Raw genomic sequence first — 15748 nt, 5'->3', positions numbered from 1 at the left:
AAACGATCGACTAGAAAGCGATCGGCTAGAAAGAGTCGACTAGTGGCTCTGAACGTATTCGACCAGCGCCTGGGCGAAGGAGTCGGTGCTGCCAGTGCCGCCCATATCGGGGGTGACCATATCGCGGCGGGTTTCCAGTACGGTACGAATGCCCTGGCGGATTGCGTCACCCTTTTCATTCATGCCCAGGTGATCCAGCATTTGTGCCGCGGCCAGCAGTAAAGCGCAGGGGTTGGCGATGTTTTTGCCTTCGATATCCGGTGCAGAGCCGTGCACGGCCTCAAAAATCGCCGCTTTTTCGCCGATGTTGGCACCAGGTGCCAGGCCCAAGCCACCGACTAAGCCAGCGCAAAGGTCAGAGAGAATATCGCCGAACAGGTTGGTGGTGACCATCACATCAAACTGATGCGGGTTCATTACCAGCTGCATGCAGGCGTTATCAACGATCATCTCCTGGAATTCAATCTCGGGGTACTCTTTGGCTATTTCGCGAGCCACGTCCAAGAACAGCCCAGAGCTGGTTTTGATGATGTTGGCTTTATGTACTGCGGTGACTTTTTTGCGACCGTTGTTTTTGGCCAGCTCAAAGGCGTAGCGCACGATACGCTCGGAGCCTTTGCGAGTGACTTTGATCACCGAAATGCCCGTCTCACCGTCGTCGATCATCTCCTGGCCGTCGGAAAGATACGCGCCTTCGGTGTTTTCGCGCACGGTGATCATATCGATGCCATCGTAGCGTGAACGGGTGCCGGGGAAACTAATCGCCGGGCGCACGTTGGCGTAGAGATCAAAGTGGCGGCGTAGCTGTACGTTAATCGAAGAGAAGCCTTTGCCAATCGGCGTGGTGAGCGGGCCTTTCAGCGCGATGCCATATTTTTCAATGGCATCCAGTGATTCTTGTGGAATCAGCGTGCCATGCTTTTCAAGGGCGCCTAGGCCAGCGTCAATATGCTGGTAGGTTAAGCCGCAATCTAACGCGTCGAGTACACGCAGCGTGGCCTCCATAATTTCTGGGCCGATACCGTCGCCCTTGATGACTGCAATAGATTGGCTCATGTGCTGCTCCTCTTTGATCGGCAGGCGGGTTGCGCTTGCCGCTTCAACGTAAATAGTTGGGACCTGATAAGGCGTCGTTTTCGAGCGTAATGGTACGCCAAATTGAACCTAGAGGGCACCCTGCAAAGGGAGTAGCACGGGGTGCAACCAGCTGGAATTGCTGATAGACTCCTGCGGCTTATAACGACACGATGTCGATTCGCGTTTTACTGACAGCAAGGCATAACGGTAATGACCTTTTCACACTTATTTCAGTTTCAGGGCTGATGACTCCGCCCTAGGTTTTTCCCCTCCTCAAGCGATACGTCGGACACGTTCATTGCGTTGTCACGGCGTTACGGCTCGCTATCGCCACTCTTCCGCCGATTGGCGAACCAAACATTTGATTGCTCCAGCACTGACTTATTTGTCTTTTATTGCGCGCCATAAATGCGTCGCTGCGTTGCGTCCAAGGTTTGGTTATGTCGTTTTTACTCTATCAATCTCCAACCAGGACTCTCTGAATGTCTCTTTTCAGTAAGCATGAGTGGTTTTCCAATATAAAGGGCGACACGCTCTCGGGCATTGTAGTAGCGCTCGCATTGATTCCCGAGGCGATTGCCTTCTCGATTATTGCCGGTGTCGACCCTAAAGTCGGCCTCTACGCGTCTTTCTGTATTGCGGTAGTCATCGCCTTCACTGGTGGTCGTCCTGGCATGATTTCTGCCGCTACCGGCGCCATGGCACTGCTGATGGTAACGCTGGTTCGTGATCACGGTCTTGAATACTTGCTGGCAGCCACGCTGCTGACGGGTGTACTGCAGATCATTGCGGGCTACTTAAAGCTAGCTGAACTCATGCGCTTTGTATCGCGCTCAGTGGTGACTGGGTTCGTTAACGCGCTGGCGATTCTGATTTTTATGGCGCAACTACCGGAATTGACCGACGTGACCTGGCATGTTTATGCCATGACATTGGCGGGCTTGGGCATTATCTATCTATTCCCCTATTTACCGGTCATCGGTAAATCGATTCCTTCACCGTTGGTCTGCATTGTGGTGCTTACCGCGGTTTATATGATCAGTGGGATGGATATCCGCAGTGTCGGCGATATGGGTGAACTGCCTGATACGCTGCCTGTTTTTCTGTGGCCCAGTGTGCCGCTGAACCTGGAAACGCTATGGATCATTTTACCTTACGCGTTGATGCTGACTGTGGTTGGCCTGCTTGAGTCGATGATGACTGCCACCATTGTCGATGATCTCACCGACACGCCGAGTAATAAGAACCGCGAGTGTAAAGGGCAAGGTATTGCCAATATTGGCTCAGGCCTTATGGGCGGTATGGCGGGCTGTGCCATGATTGGTCAATCGGTGATCAATATTAAATCCGGTGGACGTACGCGCCTTTCGACACTCATAGCAGGTGTTGTGTTGCTGCTAATGGTGGTCTTTTTAGCCGATTGGGTATCACAAATTCCCATGGCGGCGCTGGTAGCGGTGATGATCATGGTGTCGATTGGTACCTTTAGCTGGGAATCGATCCGGGATCTTAAAAAGCATCCGATAAGCACCAATATTGTCATGCTGGCAACGGTGGCGGTTACCGTTAGTACGCACAACTTAGCTATTGGTGTATTTGTCGGTGTACTGCTTGCTGCGCTGTTCTTTGCTAACAAAGTGGGCAACATTCTCTACATCGGTTCAAGAGAGATAGAGGCTGGCAAGGAGCGTGAATACCAAGTGGTAGGTCAAGTATTCTTCGCCTCTTCCGAGCGCTTTACGGCCGCTTTCGATCTCAAGGAAAGTATTGAGAAGGTGAGGATTGATCTTTCCCGGGCACACTTCTGGGATGTGACTGCTGTCCAGGCCCTGGATCGGATCGTGATTAAATTCCGCCGTGAAGGCACTGAGGTAGAGCTTGTTGGCTTGAGTGAAGCCAGCGCAACGGTAGTGGATCGCTATGCAGTACACAACGATCCCGAAGCGGTTGAAAAGCTGATGGGCGACCACTAAACCAGGGCATGGAGAGCGATATGACAGATCAAGTATTAGCCGCGATTGATGGCTCCCAGTTTTCTGAAGGCGTATGTGATTACGCCGCCTGGGCCAGCTTGGCCATGGATGCACCGTTGACCTTAGTGCATGTGGTCGACAACCACTCGGAAGTACCCGAAGAGCAGAATCTTTCCGGCAACCTGCATTTTGGTGCCCGCGAACGACTGATGAAAGAGCTTTCCGAGCTTGATGAGCAGCGCGCCAAGGTGAATCGCGAGCAGGGCAAGCTGATGCTGGAAGCCGCCAAAGAGCGTGCAATTGAGGATGGGGTCAGCGACCCCGTTACTCGTCAGCGCAATGGCACCCTGGTAGAGAGCCTGTTAGAGCTTGAAAAAGAGATGCGTTTGCTGGTGGTGGGAAAGCGCGGTGAAACCGCCCACCAGGCCAGTGGTCATCTTGGCTCTAACCTTGAACGGGTGGTGCGTGAACTGCACCGTCCGATCCTGATGGTGCCGAAAACCTTCAAGCGACCTGAAAAAATCCTGATGGCCTTTGACGGTAGCAAAACCGCCCGTAAAGGCGTTGAAATGCTGGCTCGTTCACCGCTATTCGCAGGCACCGAGTGCCACGTACTGATCGTCGGTGCGGAAACGGCCGAACGCCGCTCCGAGCTTGATTGGGCGTTAAGCACGTTGCGCGAAGCGGGCCATCAAGCTGAAGGCGCTATTCGTGCTGGCGATGTAGACGAAGCCCTACAAGCCTACGAAAAAGAGCACAGCATTGACCTGCTGGTGATGGGCGCCTACGGGCACTCGCGTATTCGCCACCTGCTGGTCGGTAGCACCACAACGGCCATGCTACGTGGTAGCCGCATACCAGTGCTGATTTTGCGCTAAAACTCAACAGCAGCACATAACCGTTTAGCTCGCTTTGCGTAGTACCTTCGCAGCCGGCCCTCACTTCTTGAGTGTGCCGGCTTTTTAGTACCTGTAGTGCATAAAATTGATCTCCATCAAATGATGCTAATGTTGCAATGCGCTTCTATGCTAATAGTCAGGTTGTGACCTATTCACTCACTGGAATAGCGCGAGGAGCCTGCTGTGAACATGCCCTTGATGGAAAAACCGCCTGTTGGCTTCGATGAAGCTTCGACTTCCCACCGTTTTGTTGCCGAGCTACTGACCCAAGCCGATATTCAGCTCGATGGCAGTCGCCCATGGGATATGCAGTTGAATGCTCCCGGCGTTATCGATAGCGCTCTTTCGCGAGGCAATCTTGGGCTTGGCGAAAGCTATATGAAGGGTGACTGGGACGCTGACCGGCTTGACGAGTTGTTTTACCGCTTAATGCGTGCCCGGCTCGGGCAGCGTATCAAACCCACTCAATTGGTTTATCACTCGCTGCGTTCGCGCCTGTTGAATCGTCAAACAGCGAAGCGAGCCTGGGAGGTGGGCGAAAAGCATTACGATCTGGGTAATGACTTCTACGCGGCCATGCTCGATCAGCGCATGACCTACACCTGCGGTTATTGGAAGGATGCCCAAACCCTGGACGAAGCCCAGGAAGCCAAGCTCGATCTCGTCTGCCGTAAATTGCAATTAAAGCCAGGTATGCAGGTACTCGATATTGGCTGCGGCTGGGGTAGCTTTATGGCCTACGCGGCGGAGCACTATGGTGTTGAGTGTGTAGGCCTGACTATCTCCAAAGAGCAAGCGGACTTTGGGCAGCGGTTGCTCAAAAAGGGCTTGCCGGTAGAGTTTCGACTGCAGGATTACCGAAATGAAAGCGAGCAGTTTGATCGTATTGTCAGCATCGGCATGTTCGAGCATGTAGGGCATAAAAATTATCGCGAGTATATGGGCGTCGTTAACCGCTGCTTAAAAGATGATGGGCTGTTTTTGCTGCATACCATCGGCAAAAACTTAAGCAACACAGTGACTGACCCTTGGATTGATAAGTATATTTTCCCCAATGGCGAGCTGCCCACCTTGGGGCAAATCGCGGAAGCCGCTGAAGCACTGTTTGTGGTGGAGGATGTGCATAATTTTGGGGCTGATTACGACCGCACCCTAATGGCGTGGCACGATAACTTTGAGAGGCACTGGCCGACATTTGTAAGCCAGTATGGCGAGCGTTTCTATCGTATGTGGCGCTACTACTTGCTTATCTGTGCCGGTGCTTTCCGGGCCAGGGAAATTCATCTTTGGCAACTGGTGATGAGTAAGCAGGGTGTGCTGGGAGGATACCCCCGTGTTAGCTAATTGCTATCAAGCTAAGCTTTGTACGAAAAGTCGGCGAGCGAAGGTCAGGCAAGGCAAAAAACGGCGAAAAAGCGGAGTTTACGGAGTGTAAATGAGCATTTTGAGCCTTTTTTTAACGCAGCATGCATGCCCGAGCGCAGGCAGTTTTCGTACAAAGCTTAGGGATCCGGCAGTAACTTACTGGGTACCCAGCGTAACAGTGCCACCATTCCAAATAGCTCTACCAGGGATTGAAACACCACCACCACGACCGCTGCTTGCCAGGCGCTAGGTAGCGTTAGGGCGATGGGCAACATCACAAAGGAGTTACGCGTCCCAAAGCTAAACGCTAGCGTTCTAGCGCTGGCGGTGGGCAGTTTAAACAACTTGCCAAGCCCCTTACCCAACAGTGCCGCAAAGAGTAAAAAGCCGATAAAGATAAATACCACTTGAATCAACACGCGGCTAAGTCCGAACACAGTGTTGACCTGGGAGGCGGCAATCATAAACACCACCAAGGCCAGTAAGGGCACTGGAAGTAAACCCAGGTAATGCATGGTGTGTTTAACTGCCTTGTGGCGCTGGGCCATGTACTCGGTTAACCAAGCGAGTGCTAAAGGCGTGAGAATAAGTCCTGCAAAAGCACTAAGCAGCTCTTTAGAGAGCGTAAGTCCAAACCACTCACTGCCCAAGAATAGCCACAAATAAATGGGTAACGCGATCATCTGTACCAGCAGCAGTAGCGGGGTGGCGGCTACCGCCCGAGCGGTATCCCCCTTACCTAAATGCGTAAATGTAATAAACCAATCGGTGCAGGGCACCAGCAGTACCAGTAAAACGCCTGCCATTACGGCGGGAGAAAGCGGCAGCCAAATAACGGTAAGGGCTAAAAAGGCCGGAATGGCAATAAAGTTACCGACCATCAGCGCGGCCATAAAGCGTGTATCAGCAAAGCTACGGGCAACGTGCAGCAAAGGAATTTGCGTAAAGGTCGCATAAAGCAGCACCGCTAACAGCGGCCATAAAAAATGCGCTAGCGGCTCAGCGAGTTGCGGTGCTCCGATGCCTAACGCTAGGCCTAAGCCAATGAAAATCAGGTAGAGCCAAGACTGATGCTTTTCCATCTGATCGCGCATGTGGCTTCCTTGGGTGACTTTTGCTAACGAGAAAGCGCCATGCGCTCACCCACCACAGCGGCGCCCAGCCAAAGCGGTAGGCTGACCACAATATAAACCAGCGCCATCCCTGGTCGGCCCAATTGCACTAGATGCAAGGTCTCTAAGCTAAACAGCGAAAAAGTGGTAAAACCGCCGCAAAACCCGGCGACTAATAACGGTTGGAAATGAGCTAGCAGGCCGTTGGGGTATCGCGAGAGGGTGGCGGCCAACCAGCCGATTAGACAGGAACCCAGTACGTTAACGATGAGTGTACCCCAGGGGAAATAACCCCCTAACGCCGATTGAGATAATAGCGAAATGCCATAGCGCAGTGCGCTGCCCACGCCGCTACCGATACCCACCGCAAGGTAAGCCTTCCAGGCGCTCATAAGGTTGCTCCTGACAGCGAAGCGCCTGACAACACCCAGCCAAGCGTGACCATGGCTAAGCCAAGTAGCAGCGTGGTACCCACGTTAACGCTAGCTTGGAATTGCTGGCCGCCCTGCCATAGCTCAATGGTCTGCAAGCTAAAAGAGGAAACGGTGGTGTAGCCACCCAGTAAACCGGCGACGGTGAACAGCCATAAAGGCGAGGGGGCGCTGGTGATACCTAGGCTGCCGAGCAGCCAGCCCGCTAGAAATGCGCCGCTGGCGTTAACCGCCAGGGTTCCCCAGGGAAAGGCCTTACCGAGGTAGCGTGCGAGTAGGTTTGAGACCGCGAACCGGCCCATACCACCCAACGCGCCGCCTAGTGCGACTAACAGTACGCTTGTTAAGCCATTTCCCATGCTTTCCCCCTTAGGCGGCCACTTCAATAGGCCGCTAAGTTTAGCATGTGCGTTTTATAGCGTCCGAAGAAGGCAAAAATGTTTTAGGGGGCAGTAAAACGGCCCGCAAAGGCGTGGAGATGCTGGCCAAAAGCCCACTGTTTGAGGGCGCCACCTGCCATGTCGTGATTGTGGGCGCGGAAACCGCTGAAAATCGCTCGCAGCTAACTTGGGCACTGGAAACCTTACGCGAGGCTGGCCACACCGCCGAAGGGGCTATTCGCGCGGGCGAAGTGGAAGAGACGCTGCGTAGCTATAAGCAAGAGCATAATATCGATATGTTGGTGATGGGTGCCTACAGCCACTCGCGCATTCGCCACCTTTTGATCGGCAGCACTACCACCACGATGTTGCGTAAAGCCCAGCTGCCGGTGCTAATTTTATTTTGCGCTGATTGCGGCACTTTTATGGCTCAGCCGTGATGTTGGAGGCTTCCCACAGTACTCGCTGGGCCAGTAGCCATCCGGCGATGATAAACCCCAGCATGCCCAATAGCAGCGCATGAAACGGAGCGCCTGCGCTGATGGCCAACCCCAGTACCGCAGGCGCGATGCCGGTGGAGAACACCATGGCTGCGCTAAGCGCGGAACGTACCCGGCCTAGATGTGCAGCACCCTACAGCTTAATCAGCAGGCCTGAGGCAATTAGCTCTTGCGCGCCCATGACCAGTCCGCCGCCGACCATTAGTACCCAAATAGTGATATTCCCGCCGATGGTTAGCGCCATTAGCATAGCGATGGCGCGTGTTACCCAAGTGGGTCAACATGCCTTGGCAGCACGTTAACGAGAGTTGTATTTCTAACTGAAATTTAAGCCTCGGCGGCAGCTTCTTTCTGCTGGTGCAGCTCAGTTGCCTGGGCTGCGTTAATGCCTGACAGCAGCGCCTTAAGCGATGCACTCACGGTGTCGCTATCCTCGGCCACTGCGCAGAGCCGCTGGCCATCGATATTGAGCTGAACGAAGGCAATGGCATTGGCTTCACTGCTGGCCCCGAGGGAGTGCTCGCTGTAATCGATAATCCCTACACTGCTGCCGGAGTGGCGTTGCCACGCATCGGTAAATGCAGACATCGCACCGTTGCCTTTGCCAGAAAGGCGCAGCGTTTTGTCACCCTGTTGCAGCGTCAGCTCAATACCTTCCTGCTGGCCTTTGGAGAGCTGGTAATCCACCAGAGACAATGGCGCTTCCTGGGTGAAATTATCGAACATCACCTGGCGAATCATTTTACTGGAGAGTTCGCTGGCGCGCTGTTCGCTCTCCCGCTGCACGTAAGGCGCCAAGGCCAGCATCATCCAGCGCGGCAGGTTGATGCCGTAATCGCGCTCAAGCAGGAAAGCCATGCCGCCCTTGCCGGACTGACTATTGACGCGAATCACCGCCTGGTAGTCGCGGCCAATATCATGCGGATCAATCGGCAAATAGGCGACTTGCCAGGGCTCATCAGGCTTCTGGTGCTTGAGGGATTTGCGGATCGCATCCTGGTGGCTACCCGAGAAGGCGGTGTAGACCATCTCGCCCACCCAGGGGTGGCGCGGGTGCATGGCGATACCGGTGCACTCGTTGGCCACCTGAATAATTTCATCAGGATTGGAGAGATCCAATTCAGGATCGATGCCCTGGCTGTAGAGGTTCATCGCCAGGGTGACGATATCCATATTGCCGGTGCGCTCGCCATTGCCCAGCAGGGTGCCTTCCACTCGCTCGGCGCCCGCCAGCAGGGCGAGCTCGGCGGAGGCGACCGCGCCACCGCGGTCATTGTGGGTGTGCACCGAGATAATCACGCTGTCGCGGCGGCTGATGTGCTGGCAGAAGTATTCGATCTGGTCGGCGTGATGATGGGGGCCCGCCACTTCCACCGTGGTAGGCAGGTTGAGAATGCATTTGTTGTCCGGCGTTGGCTGCCAGACGTCCATCACCGCCTCGCAGATCTCAAGCGAGAAATCGATCTCGGTGCTGGAAAAACTTTCCGGGGTGTACTCGAAACACCACTCAATCTCGGGATATTGATCGGCGTAGGTTTTGACCCAGGTGGCGCCCTGAACCGCGATATCCACAATACCGGCGCGATCCATCTCAAATACCCTCTCGCGCTGAACGGTGGAGGTGGAGTTATACAGGTGAACAATGGCACGCTTGGCACCCACCAGCGAGGCAAAGGTCTTTTCAATCAGGTGTTCACGGCACTGCACCAGTACCGCAATGGTGACGTCATCGGGGATTTGATTCTCTTCTATCAGCCAGCGCACGAAGTCGTAATCGGGCTGGCTGGCCGAAGGAAAGCCTACCATGACTTCTTTAATACCCACTTTAACGATCTGCTGCCAGAAGCGCTGCTTATGCTCAACGGTCATCGGCTCAAGCAGCGCCTGGTTGCCGTCGCGTAGGTCTTCGCTCACCCAGATCGGGGCGTGTGCTAGATCACGATCCGGCCATTGGCGATTGAAGGCAGGCACGCGGGGCGCCGGGCGATATTTGCGATGATCGAAAGCAGGCATGGCGGTGTTCCTAAAGTAGTGGTCGTCACAGTGTTATAGATAGCGGCTGCTTGTGGCGGCCGTGCTGCTGATTCGCTGCTTTTGGCAGTTCAAATAGTGTAAGGGGTTTGCCGCGCTAGGTTCTTGCGAAGAAAGGTAGGATGGGGAGATAATTGGCAGAGTATGTCTTTTAATTAAATTGTTTTAGCAGGAGCTGCTTTCTATGGCCGCAACCCCGCTTGTGTTGGACCGTTTTGATCGCCATATCTTAGATATAGTGCAGTTAGAAGGGCGCATTAGTAATCAGGAACTGGCGGATCGTATCGGGCTTTCACCTTCGCCCTGTTTGCGCCGAGTGCGGGCCCTGGAAGAGCATGGCCTTATACTGCGCTATCGCGCGGAGGTAGATTCCCGCCAATTGGGCTATCAGTTAATGGCGCTGCTGCATATTTCCATGGATCAACACACGCCGGAGCGCTTCGATAATTTTGAGCGCCATATTCGTGAGATCCCCAATGTCATCGAGTGCCTGATCATTACCGGTCAGGCGGCGGATTTTCAGCTCAAAATCCTGGTACGCGACATGGACGACTACCAACACCTCCTGCTGCATGTGATTAACCGCATCGAAGGGGTGACAGGCGCGCACACCAGCTTTGTACTGCGACGGGTCTTTGAGCATCGCCCGGTGCCCACGGACCGGGCTTAATAAGCTACCCATGGTCAAGGGTAATGTCGGCGGTTTAGACTGCTGTTTTTCAACCTGCTAGGAGTTTTCCCTATGACCATTCAGCGCCACGATACGAAAGCCCGTATGAGCCGTGCGGTTATTCATCAGGGTGTGGCTTACCTGTGCGGCCAGGTGGCTGGCCCAGAGGCCCGCGAGGGGGACATTACTGCCCAAACGGAAAGCATGCTGGCGCGGGTAGATGCGTTGTTAAAAGAGATTGGTTCAAGCCGTGAGCAACTGCTTAGTGCGACGGTTTATCTAAAAGATGGCAGCGACGTGGCCGCCATGAACGAGGTATGGGATGCCTGGGTGCCGGAAGGCTACGCACCTGCGCGCACCTGCGTTTGCGCACCCCTGCCCGCTGATGAGCTCAAAGTGGAAATTACCGTCACTGCTGCAGTTAGCCGCTAACGATTTACTTCACAGGCTTTTCCACTGGAAAGCGGGTATCGCGCAGGCTGTCTTTGATCTTCTTGAGGTGAGGTAAGAAGTCTTCACCACGCCTCAAGGTCACCCCAGTGGCTAGCGCATCAATCAGCGTTAACTGAATTACCCGCGAGGTCATCGGCATGTAGTGGTCGGTGTCTTCAGGAGTAGCAACATCCAGGGTGGCAGTGCACTCGTTAGCCAGCGGTGAGTTGGGCGCGGTTATCCCGAGAACGACGGCCCCGGCATCCCTTGCCAAACGGGCGATATCCACCAGCTCCCGCGTGCGTCCGGTGTAGGAGATAATCACCACCACATCCCCCGTGTGGCAAGCCGCGGCGACCATGCGCTGCATCAATACATCGATGTAAGCCATCACCGGCAGGTTGAAGCGGAAGAACTTGTGCTGGGCATCCTGGGCCACCGCGCCGGAGGCGCCCAAGCCAAAAATGTGGATCTGTTTGGCCTGGGTGAGGTAGTCGACCATGCGCTCAACGGCGCCCATATCGATTTCGCGCTGGGCTTCATCGAGGGCGGCGATGGTGGCGCCAAAAATCTTATGGGTGTACTGAGTGGCGGTATCGCCAGGTTCCACCGCGCGGGTCACGTAGGGCGTGCCACCAGCTAAACTCTGGGCCAGTTTGATTTTAAAATCGGGATAGCCCTTGGCACCAAAGTTACGGCAAAAGCGGTTAACCGTGGGCTCGCTGACGCTTGCCGCCTGAGCGAGGCTGGCAATGCTTAGACTAGTGGCAACCGTCGGGTCTTCAAGAATTACATTGGCGACTTTACGCTCGGAGCGGTTGAGTTCTTCTAAGCGTTCGCGTAAGCGGTCAAGTAAGTCATGAGCCATTAACGGTCTCCGTGTGAGGGGTAGAAAAAAGCGGTTTCCATTCGCTGCACCAGGACACAAATGCCTCAGCAGGCAGCGGCCGGGCGTAGAAGTAACCTTGCGCAGCTTCACAGCCGATAGAGCTTAAATAAGCGGCCTGAGCCGAAGTCTCGATGCCTTCCGCTACCACATCGCAGCCCACGCTGTGGGCAAGCTGGGTAATGGTATGAGCCAGTTGACGGTCGATCGCGCTGGTTTCCAAGTCCATCACAAAGGCGCGATCTATTTTGAGCGTCGAGAAAGGCAGCGTTTTAATATACGCCAGCGACGATTGGCCGGTGCCAAAATCGTCGATGGCGACGGCGATATTCATGTCTGCCAATTGGGCAAGCTGCTGACGGGCATGGTTCATGTCACTCATCAGCCCCGACTCGGTCACTTCCAGGGCCAAGAAGCGCTGGGGAATTTGCCACTGCTCGAGACGAGCAAGCAGCTGTTGGGCAAAGTCTTTGCGGGTCAACTGGCGAGCGGCCACATTCACCGCGATATGAAAGTCATCATTGAGCAGCCCCTGTGCCCGCCAGATACTGATATAGCGCATGGCTTCATTCAGCACCCAATCACCTATGCTGAGAATATCACCACTGGCCTCTGCTAACGGAATAAATTCAACTGGAGAGATAAGCCCGAACTCCGGGTGCTGCCAACGCAGCAACGCTTCCGCGCCTAGAATCTTGTGGTCAGCCAGCGATAGCTTAGGCTGAAAGGCGAGCGCCATTTCGCCGCGCTCTGTGGCGCCGCGAATCGCCTGCTGAATATGCAGCCGGTGCCGCTGTGTAATCTCGAGCGCGGGTGTGTAGTACTGAACCTTTATCGATTCCAGAGGAGGTAGGGCTAACGCGGCCATATGCACCAGCCGTTCCGTCTCAAAATAGCCAGCTTCGGCGCTAATGCCGATACGTGCGCTGAGGGGAAGTAAAAGCTCTCCCAACGCCTGATCATTTTCGAAACAGACGAGCAGCTGCTCGGCTAGGTGCAGCAGCTTGTCTGGGTTTGCCGTGGAGGTAATGACGAGCAGCTCGCTTCCCCCCCAAAGCCCTAACAGACACTCCGCGTTGAGCTGTTGACGAAGCCGCTGGCTAATGAAACGCAGTAGCTGATCGGCAACCCGGTAGCCGTGCAGGCGCACCACATCATCGAGTTTATCAATAGCGATAAATAGTAGCCCCGTGCCCGAGGCCTGAAGGGCCGCGGCGTGGAGCGCTTGGCTTAATCCACGGCGGTTGGGCAACTGGGTAATGGGGTCGGTGCGAGACTGGCGGTCTAACTCCTGGGTGCGCTTGGCAACCATTAGCTCTAGGGTGTCGACCTGCTTTTCGCGCACCTGATAGCGGTGCTCAATGTTTAAGGTATTACGGATGCGCTGTAAGACTTCATCTTGCTTAAAGGGCTTGGTAATAAAGTCACGCACACCCATGGCTAGCGCGCGTTGGCGAGTAGCGTCATCAATTTGTGCCGTAAGCACGATAATCGGCGGCATCTGCTCGGCAAAGTGCGTACTTAGCTGTTCAATAACCGCGTAGCCGTCTAGATGTGGCATGCGAATATCTAGCAGCAGTAGGTCTGGCAGCTGCCGCTGGCAGTGGGGAAGCACCTCGCGGGGGTCGTTGATCCCGTGGATGTTCTCAAACCCATACTCGTCGAGAAGATCAAACATGAGCTCGATGTTAATCGTGCTGTCATCCACTATTAACAGGTGTTTTTCAGTGAGGCTCATGGTTCCTTCCCTGAAGCAGTCTGAATAAACTGAGCAATGGTGGCTTCTAGTTTATCAAGTTCGAGCGGTTTGGTGAGGTAGGCGTTAAAGCCCGCCTCCAAACCGCGCTTGATGTCGCCAGGCATGGCATTGGCCGAGAGGGCGACCACCGGCAAGGCTTGCAACAGTGGGTCGCGGCGCATCGCTTCCAATGCCTGGTAGCCGTTCATGCCCGGCAGGTGGATATCCATCATCACCAGGGCCGGTGAGCAGTGACGCATTATTTCCAGGCCAATTTCTGCACTAGGCGCGATTTGCAACTTTATCTCACCTATCTCATCGATGATGTCTTCCATTAGCCGCTGATTGGCGGGGTTATCTTCAATATAGAGCAGCGTAAAGGCGTTGCTGGGCTGGGTATGAATCGAGTTAGGCGTAGAGGCTTCATCCGCGGTGGCGCTGGCGTTAGCCGTGGGTAAGGTAAACCAGAAGGTGGCGCCTTGGCCTAGCTGGCTCTCTACCCCCATCTCTCCGTTCATACGCTCCACCAGCTCGCGGGTAATCGCCAGGCCAATGCCAGAGCCTTCTAGGCTGCCGCCTTCTGCATCAAGGCGATTAAAAGGCTCAAATAGCTCGTGCTGGCGTTCAGGGGCAATGCCAGGGCCGGTGTCCGTTACGCTGATACGCACATGGTCGACTAGGTATGCCACCGTAATGTCGATTGAGCCGTTGGTGCTGTTGTACTTAATCGCATTGGAGAGCAGGTTTAAAAGTATCTGTTTGGTGCGCGTGTAGTCGGCGTTTACCTGCCACCGGTCGTTCGGCAAGGTATAGCGAAAATGAATGCCTGCCGCCTCAGCGCTGGGTTCCAGGGTGGAACATGCGTCGTTAACCACATTGGCGAGAATAATCGGCTCGATGGAGAGCGTCATATGGCCTGCTTCGATCTTGGCTAAATCAAGCACTTCATTAATAAGACTGAGCAGGTGTTGACCGCTTCTCTCGATTTGGGAGACTTGGCGCTTTTGCTTTTCCCCCAGCGGGTCGCGGCGGCTATTAGCCAGAATTTGCGAGAAACCAATGATGGCATTGAGCGGGGTGCGTAGCTCATGACTCATCGACGAGAGAAATTCACTTTTTGCCCGGCTGGCGGTTTCCGCCTGGTCTCGAGCGGCGGCTAGGTCGCCCATGACCTGCTCACGCTCGGCCATTTGGCTATAAAGATTGATCAGCAGTGCGCAGGTATCGGTAAACGGCTGTAACCAATCCAGCAGCGCTTGATTCAGCGGCTGTTTGCTGTTGGCGATAGCGTACATGCCTAGAAGCCGTTCGCCGCTGAAGATTGGCACACCGAGGTAATTATGTAGCGGCGGATGCCCGGGAGGAAAACCGCCACGTTGGGGGTGGCTATCGACATCGTCAGTCATCATCACTTCGCCAAACGCAAATACCTGGCCCAGCAGCGTCTTGCTATTCGTCAATATCATATCGCCGCTACGCAGCTGCTCCATCAGGTGGCGCGACTCCTCACTCCAGGGCAGATCGGTTATTGCATGGATTTTAAGGGCATTGGTGGTGTTGGTAGGCAGTACTTCGCCAATCAGCGCGTAGTCGCTATCGGTAAGTTCGCGCAGCGCCTCCATTAGAAATACCCACAGCCGTTTTCCCGACATCAGGGCTTGATAATCCGTAATGCCTTGGTGGAGTATTTTGAGCAGCTTCTGCTCTTTGTGCATCCGATGAGCGGTGTGGGCTAGTTCCAGCTGTAACTTATGTTGACGAAGTAGCTCTTCAACCTGACCCGCTAAACTGCCGAGTAGCTTTAAATCCCGCTCGCTGAACTGACGTGGCTGGTGGTCAATGATGCACAGCGTGCCAACGGCCAAGCCTTCCAGCGGCCGGAGTGGAAACCCCGCGTAAAAGCGGATACGCGGCGAGTCCGTGACCAGTGGATTGTCTGCAAAGCGCTCGTCCTCATGGGTGTCTTCAATCACTAGCGGCGCATCATGGGCGATGGCATGGGCGCAGAATGAGATGGCTCGGTTGGTTGCGCACAGTTCAAACCCCTGGTGTGATTTAAACCACTGGCGCTCTTCATCGAGTAAAGACACTAAGGCGATAGGCACATCGAACAGATCGCGGGCCAGTTGCGTCAACCGTTCAAAAGCCGAGTCGATAGGGGTGTCGAGCACCTTTAAAGCATGCAAGGCCGCCAGACGCTGTGTTTCATTATGGGGAGTATCTGGGGCTTGCATGGCCATTCCAAAGCAGAAGG

At 54.6% G+C, this 15748-nt stretch carries 14 protein-coding genes and 1 pseudogene; 6 read left to right on the top strand and 9 right to left on the bottom strand.

The annotated features are described in order from the left end of the window. Positions 1-39: 39 nt before the first annotated feature. Complete coding sequence (locus QHL1GM_RS08385) at positions 40-1056, bottom strand: isocitrate dehydrogenase (RefSeq protein ID WP_071694065.1); 1017 nt, start codon at positions 1054-1056, stop codon at positions 40-42. A 503-nt stretch (positions 1057-1559) separates the two neighbouring features. Here QHL1GM_RS08385 and QHL1GM_RS08380 point away from each other — a divergent pair. From QHL1GM_RS08380 to cfa, 3 genes are all read left to right on the top strand, one after another. Beyond that, on the top strand, positions 1560-3050 hold the full coding sequence (locus tag QHL1GM_RS08380) for a SulP family inorganic anion transporter (RefSeq protein ID WP_071694064.1): 1491 nt from the start codon (positions 1560-1562) through the stop codon (positions 3048-3050). Between the two features lie 20 nt (positions 3051-3070). Next, positions 3071-3928, top strand: a complete 858-nt coding sequence (locus QHL1GM_RS08375) for a universal stress protein (protein WP_071694063.1) — start codon at positions 3071-3073, stop codon at positions 3926-3928. A gap of 210 nt (positions 3929-4138) precedes the next feature. Then, positions 4139-5293: a cyclopropane fatty acyl phospholipid synthase gene (cfa, locus tag QHL1GM_RS08370; RefSeq protein ID WP_175540416.1), complete on the top strand. Its 1155-nt coding sequence runs from the start codon at positions 4139-4141 to the stop codon at positions 5291-5293. 158 nt (positions 5294-5451) lie between these two features. Here cfa and QHL1GM_RS08365 read toward each other — a convergent pair whose 3' ends face one another. Genes QHL1GM_RS08365 through crcB form a run of 3 tightly spaced genes read right to left on the bottom strand, consistent with a single transcriptional unit; the run spans position 5452 to position 7216 of the window. Next, complete coding sequence (locus QHL1GM_RS08365; RefSeq protein ID WP_071694061.1) at positions 5452-6408, bottom strand: arsenic resistance protein; 957 nt, start codon at positions 6406-6408, stop codon at positions 5452-5454. A gap of 23 nt (positions 6409-6431) precedes the next feature. Then, positions 6432-6818, bottom strand: coding sequence for a CrcB family protein (locus tag QHL1GM_RS08360; RefSeq protein ID WP_071694060.1), 387 nt, complete (start codon positions 6816-6818; stop codon positions 6432-6434). Beyond that, entirely contained in the window at positions 6815-7216 is a 402-nt protein-coding gene (gene crcB / locus QHL1GM_RS08355; protein WP_071694059.1) for a fluoride efflux transporter CrcB, read from the bottom strand. Before crcB ends, QHL1GM_RS08360 begins: the two co-directional genes overlap by 4 nt. 89 nt (positions 7217-7305) lie before the next feature. Between crcB and QHL1GM_RS08350 the strand changes: the two are divergent. Beyond that, positions 7306-7677, top strand: a pseudogene (locus tag QHL1GM_RS08350) (universal stress protein); the annotation flags it as partial. Here the strand turns inward: QHL1GM_RS08350 and QHL1GM_RS19670 are convergent. Together QHL1GM_RS19670 and QHL1GM_RS08345 are read right to left on the bottom strand one after the other, a co-directional pair. Continuing rightward, positions 7661-7825 (bottom strand): hypothetical protein, encoded by a 165-nt coding sequence (locus tag QHL1GM_RS19670; RefSeq protein WP_254795276.1) that lies wholly within the window; start codon positions 7823-7825, stop codon positions 7661-7663. The pseudogene QHL1GM_RS08350 and the gene QHL1GM_RS19670 sit on opposite strands and share 17 nt — an antisense overlap. A 239-nt stretch (positions 7826-8064) precedes the next feature. Continuing rightward, on the bottom strand, positions 8065-9750 hold the full coding sequence (locus QHL1GM_RS08345; RefSeq protein ID WP_071694058.1) for a 2-isopropylmalate synthase: 1686 nt from the start codon (positions 9748-9750) through the stop codon (positions 8065-8067). A gap of 202 nt (positions 9751-9952) precedes the next feature. On the opposite strand from QHL1GM_RS08345, the gene QHL1GM_RS08340 reads away from it, so the two are divergent. Both QHL1GM_RS08340 and QHL1GM_RS08335 read left to right on the top strand, forming a co-directional pair. Continuing rightward, complete coding sequence (locus QHL1GM_RS08340) at positions 9953-10438, top strand: Lrp/AsnC family transcriptional regulator (RefSeq protein WP_071694057.1); 486 nt, start codon at positions 9953-9955, stop codon at positions 10436-10438. 72 nt (positions 10439-10510) lie between these two features. Further along, positions 10511-10870 carry a RidA family protein gene (locus QHL1GM_RS08335; RefSeq protein ID WP_071694056.1) on the top strand — a complete coding sequence of 120 codons (360 nt, stop codon included), beginning with the start codon at positions 10511-10513 and terminating at the stop codon, positions 10868-10870. A gap of 4 nt (positions 10871-10874) precedes the next feature. Here the strand turns inward: QHL1GM_RS08335 and QHL1GM_RS08330 are convergent, their stop codons facing one another. From QHL1GM_RS08330 to QHL1GM_RS08320, 3 genes are read right to left on the bottom strand one after another with little or no spacing between them, the layout of a single operon-like run. Beyond that, entirely contained in the window at positions 10875-11738 is an 864-nt protein-coding gene (locus QHL1GM_RS08330; RefSeq protein ID WP_071694055.1) for a MurR/RpiR family transcriptional regulator, read from the bottom strand. Further along, positions 11728-13494, bottom strand: coding sequence for an EAL domain-containing protein (locus QHL1GM_RS08325; RefSeq protein ID WP_071694054.1), 1767 nt, complete (start codon positions 13492-13494; stop codon positions 11728-11730). The genes QHL1GM_RS08330 and QHL1GM_RS08325 overlap by 11 nt, the downstream gene beginning before the upstream one ends. Beyond that, the gene (locus tag QHL1GM_RS08320) at positions 13491-15728 is read right to left on the bottom strand and encodes an ATP-binding protein (protein WP_071694053.1); all 2238 of its coding nucleotides are present in this window, start codon (positions 15726-15728) and stop codon (positions 13491-13493) included. Before QHL1GM_RS08320 ends, QHL1GM_RS08325 begins: the two co-directional genes overlap by 4 nt. Positions 15729-15748 lie beyond the last annotated feature (20 nt).

Origin of the sequence: Halomonas sp. QHL1, from assembly GCF_001882345.1 — a bacterium.
Classification (GTDB): Bacteria; Pseudomonadota; Gammaproteobacteria; order Pseudomonadales; family Halomonadaceae; genus Vreelandella.
This window is presented reverse-complemented; position numbering and strand designations above follow the sequence as displayed.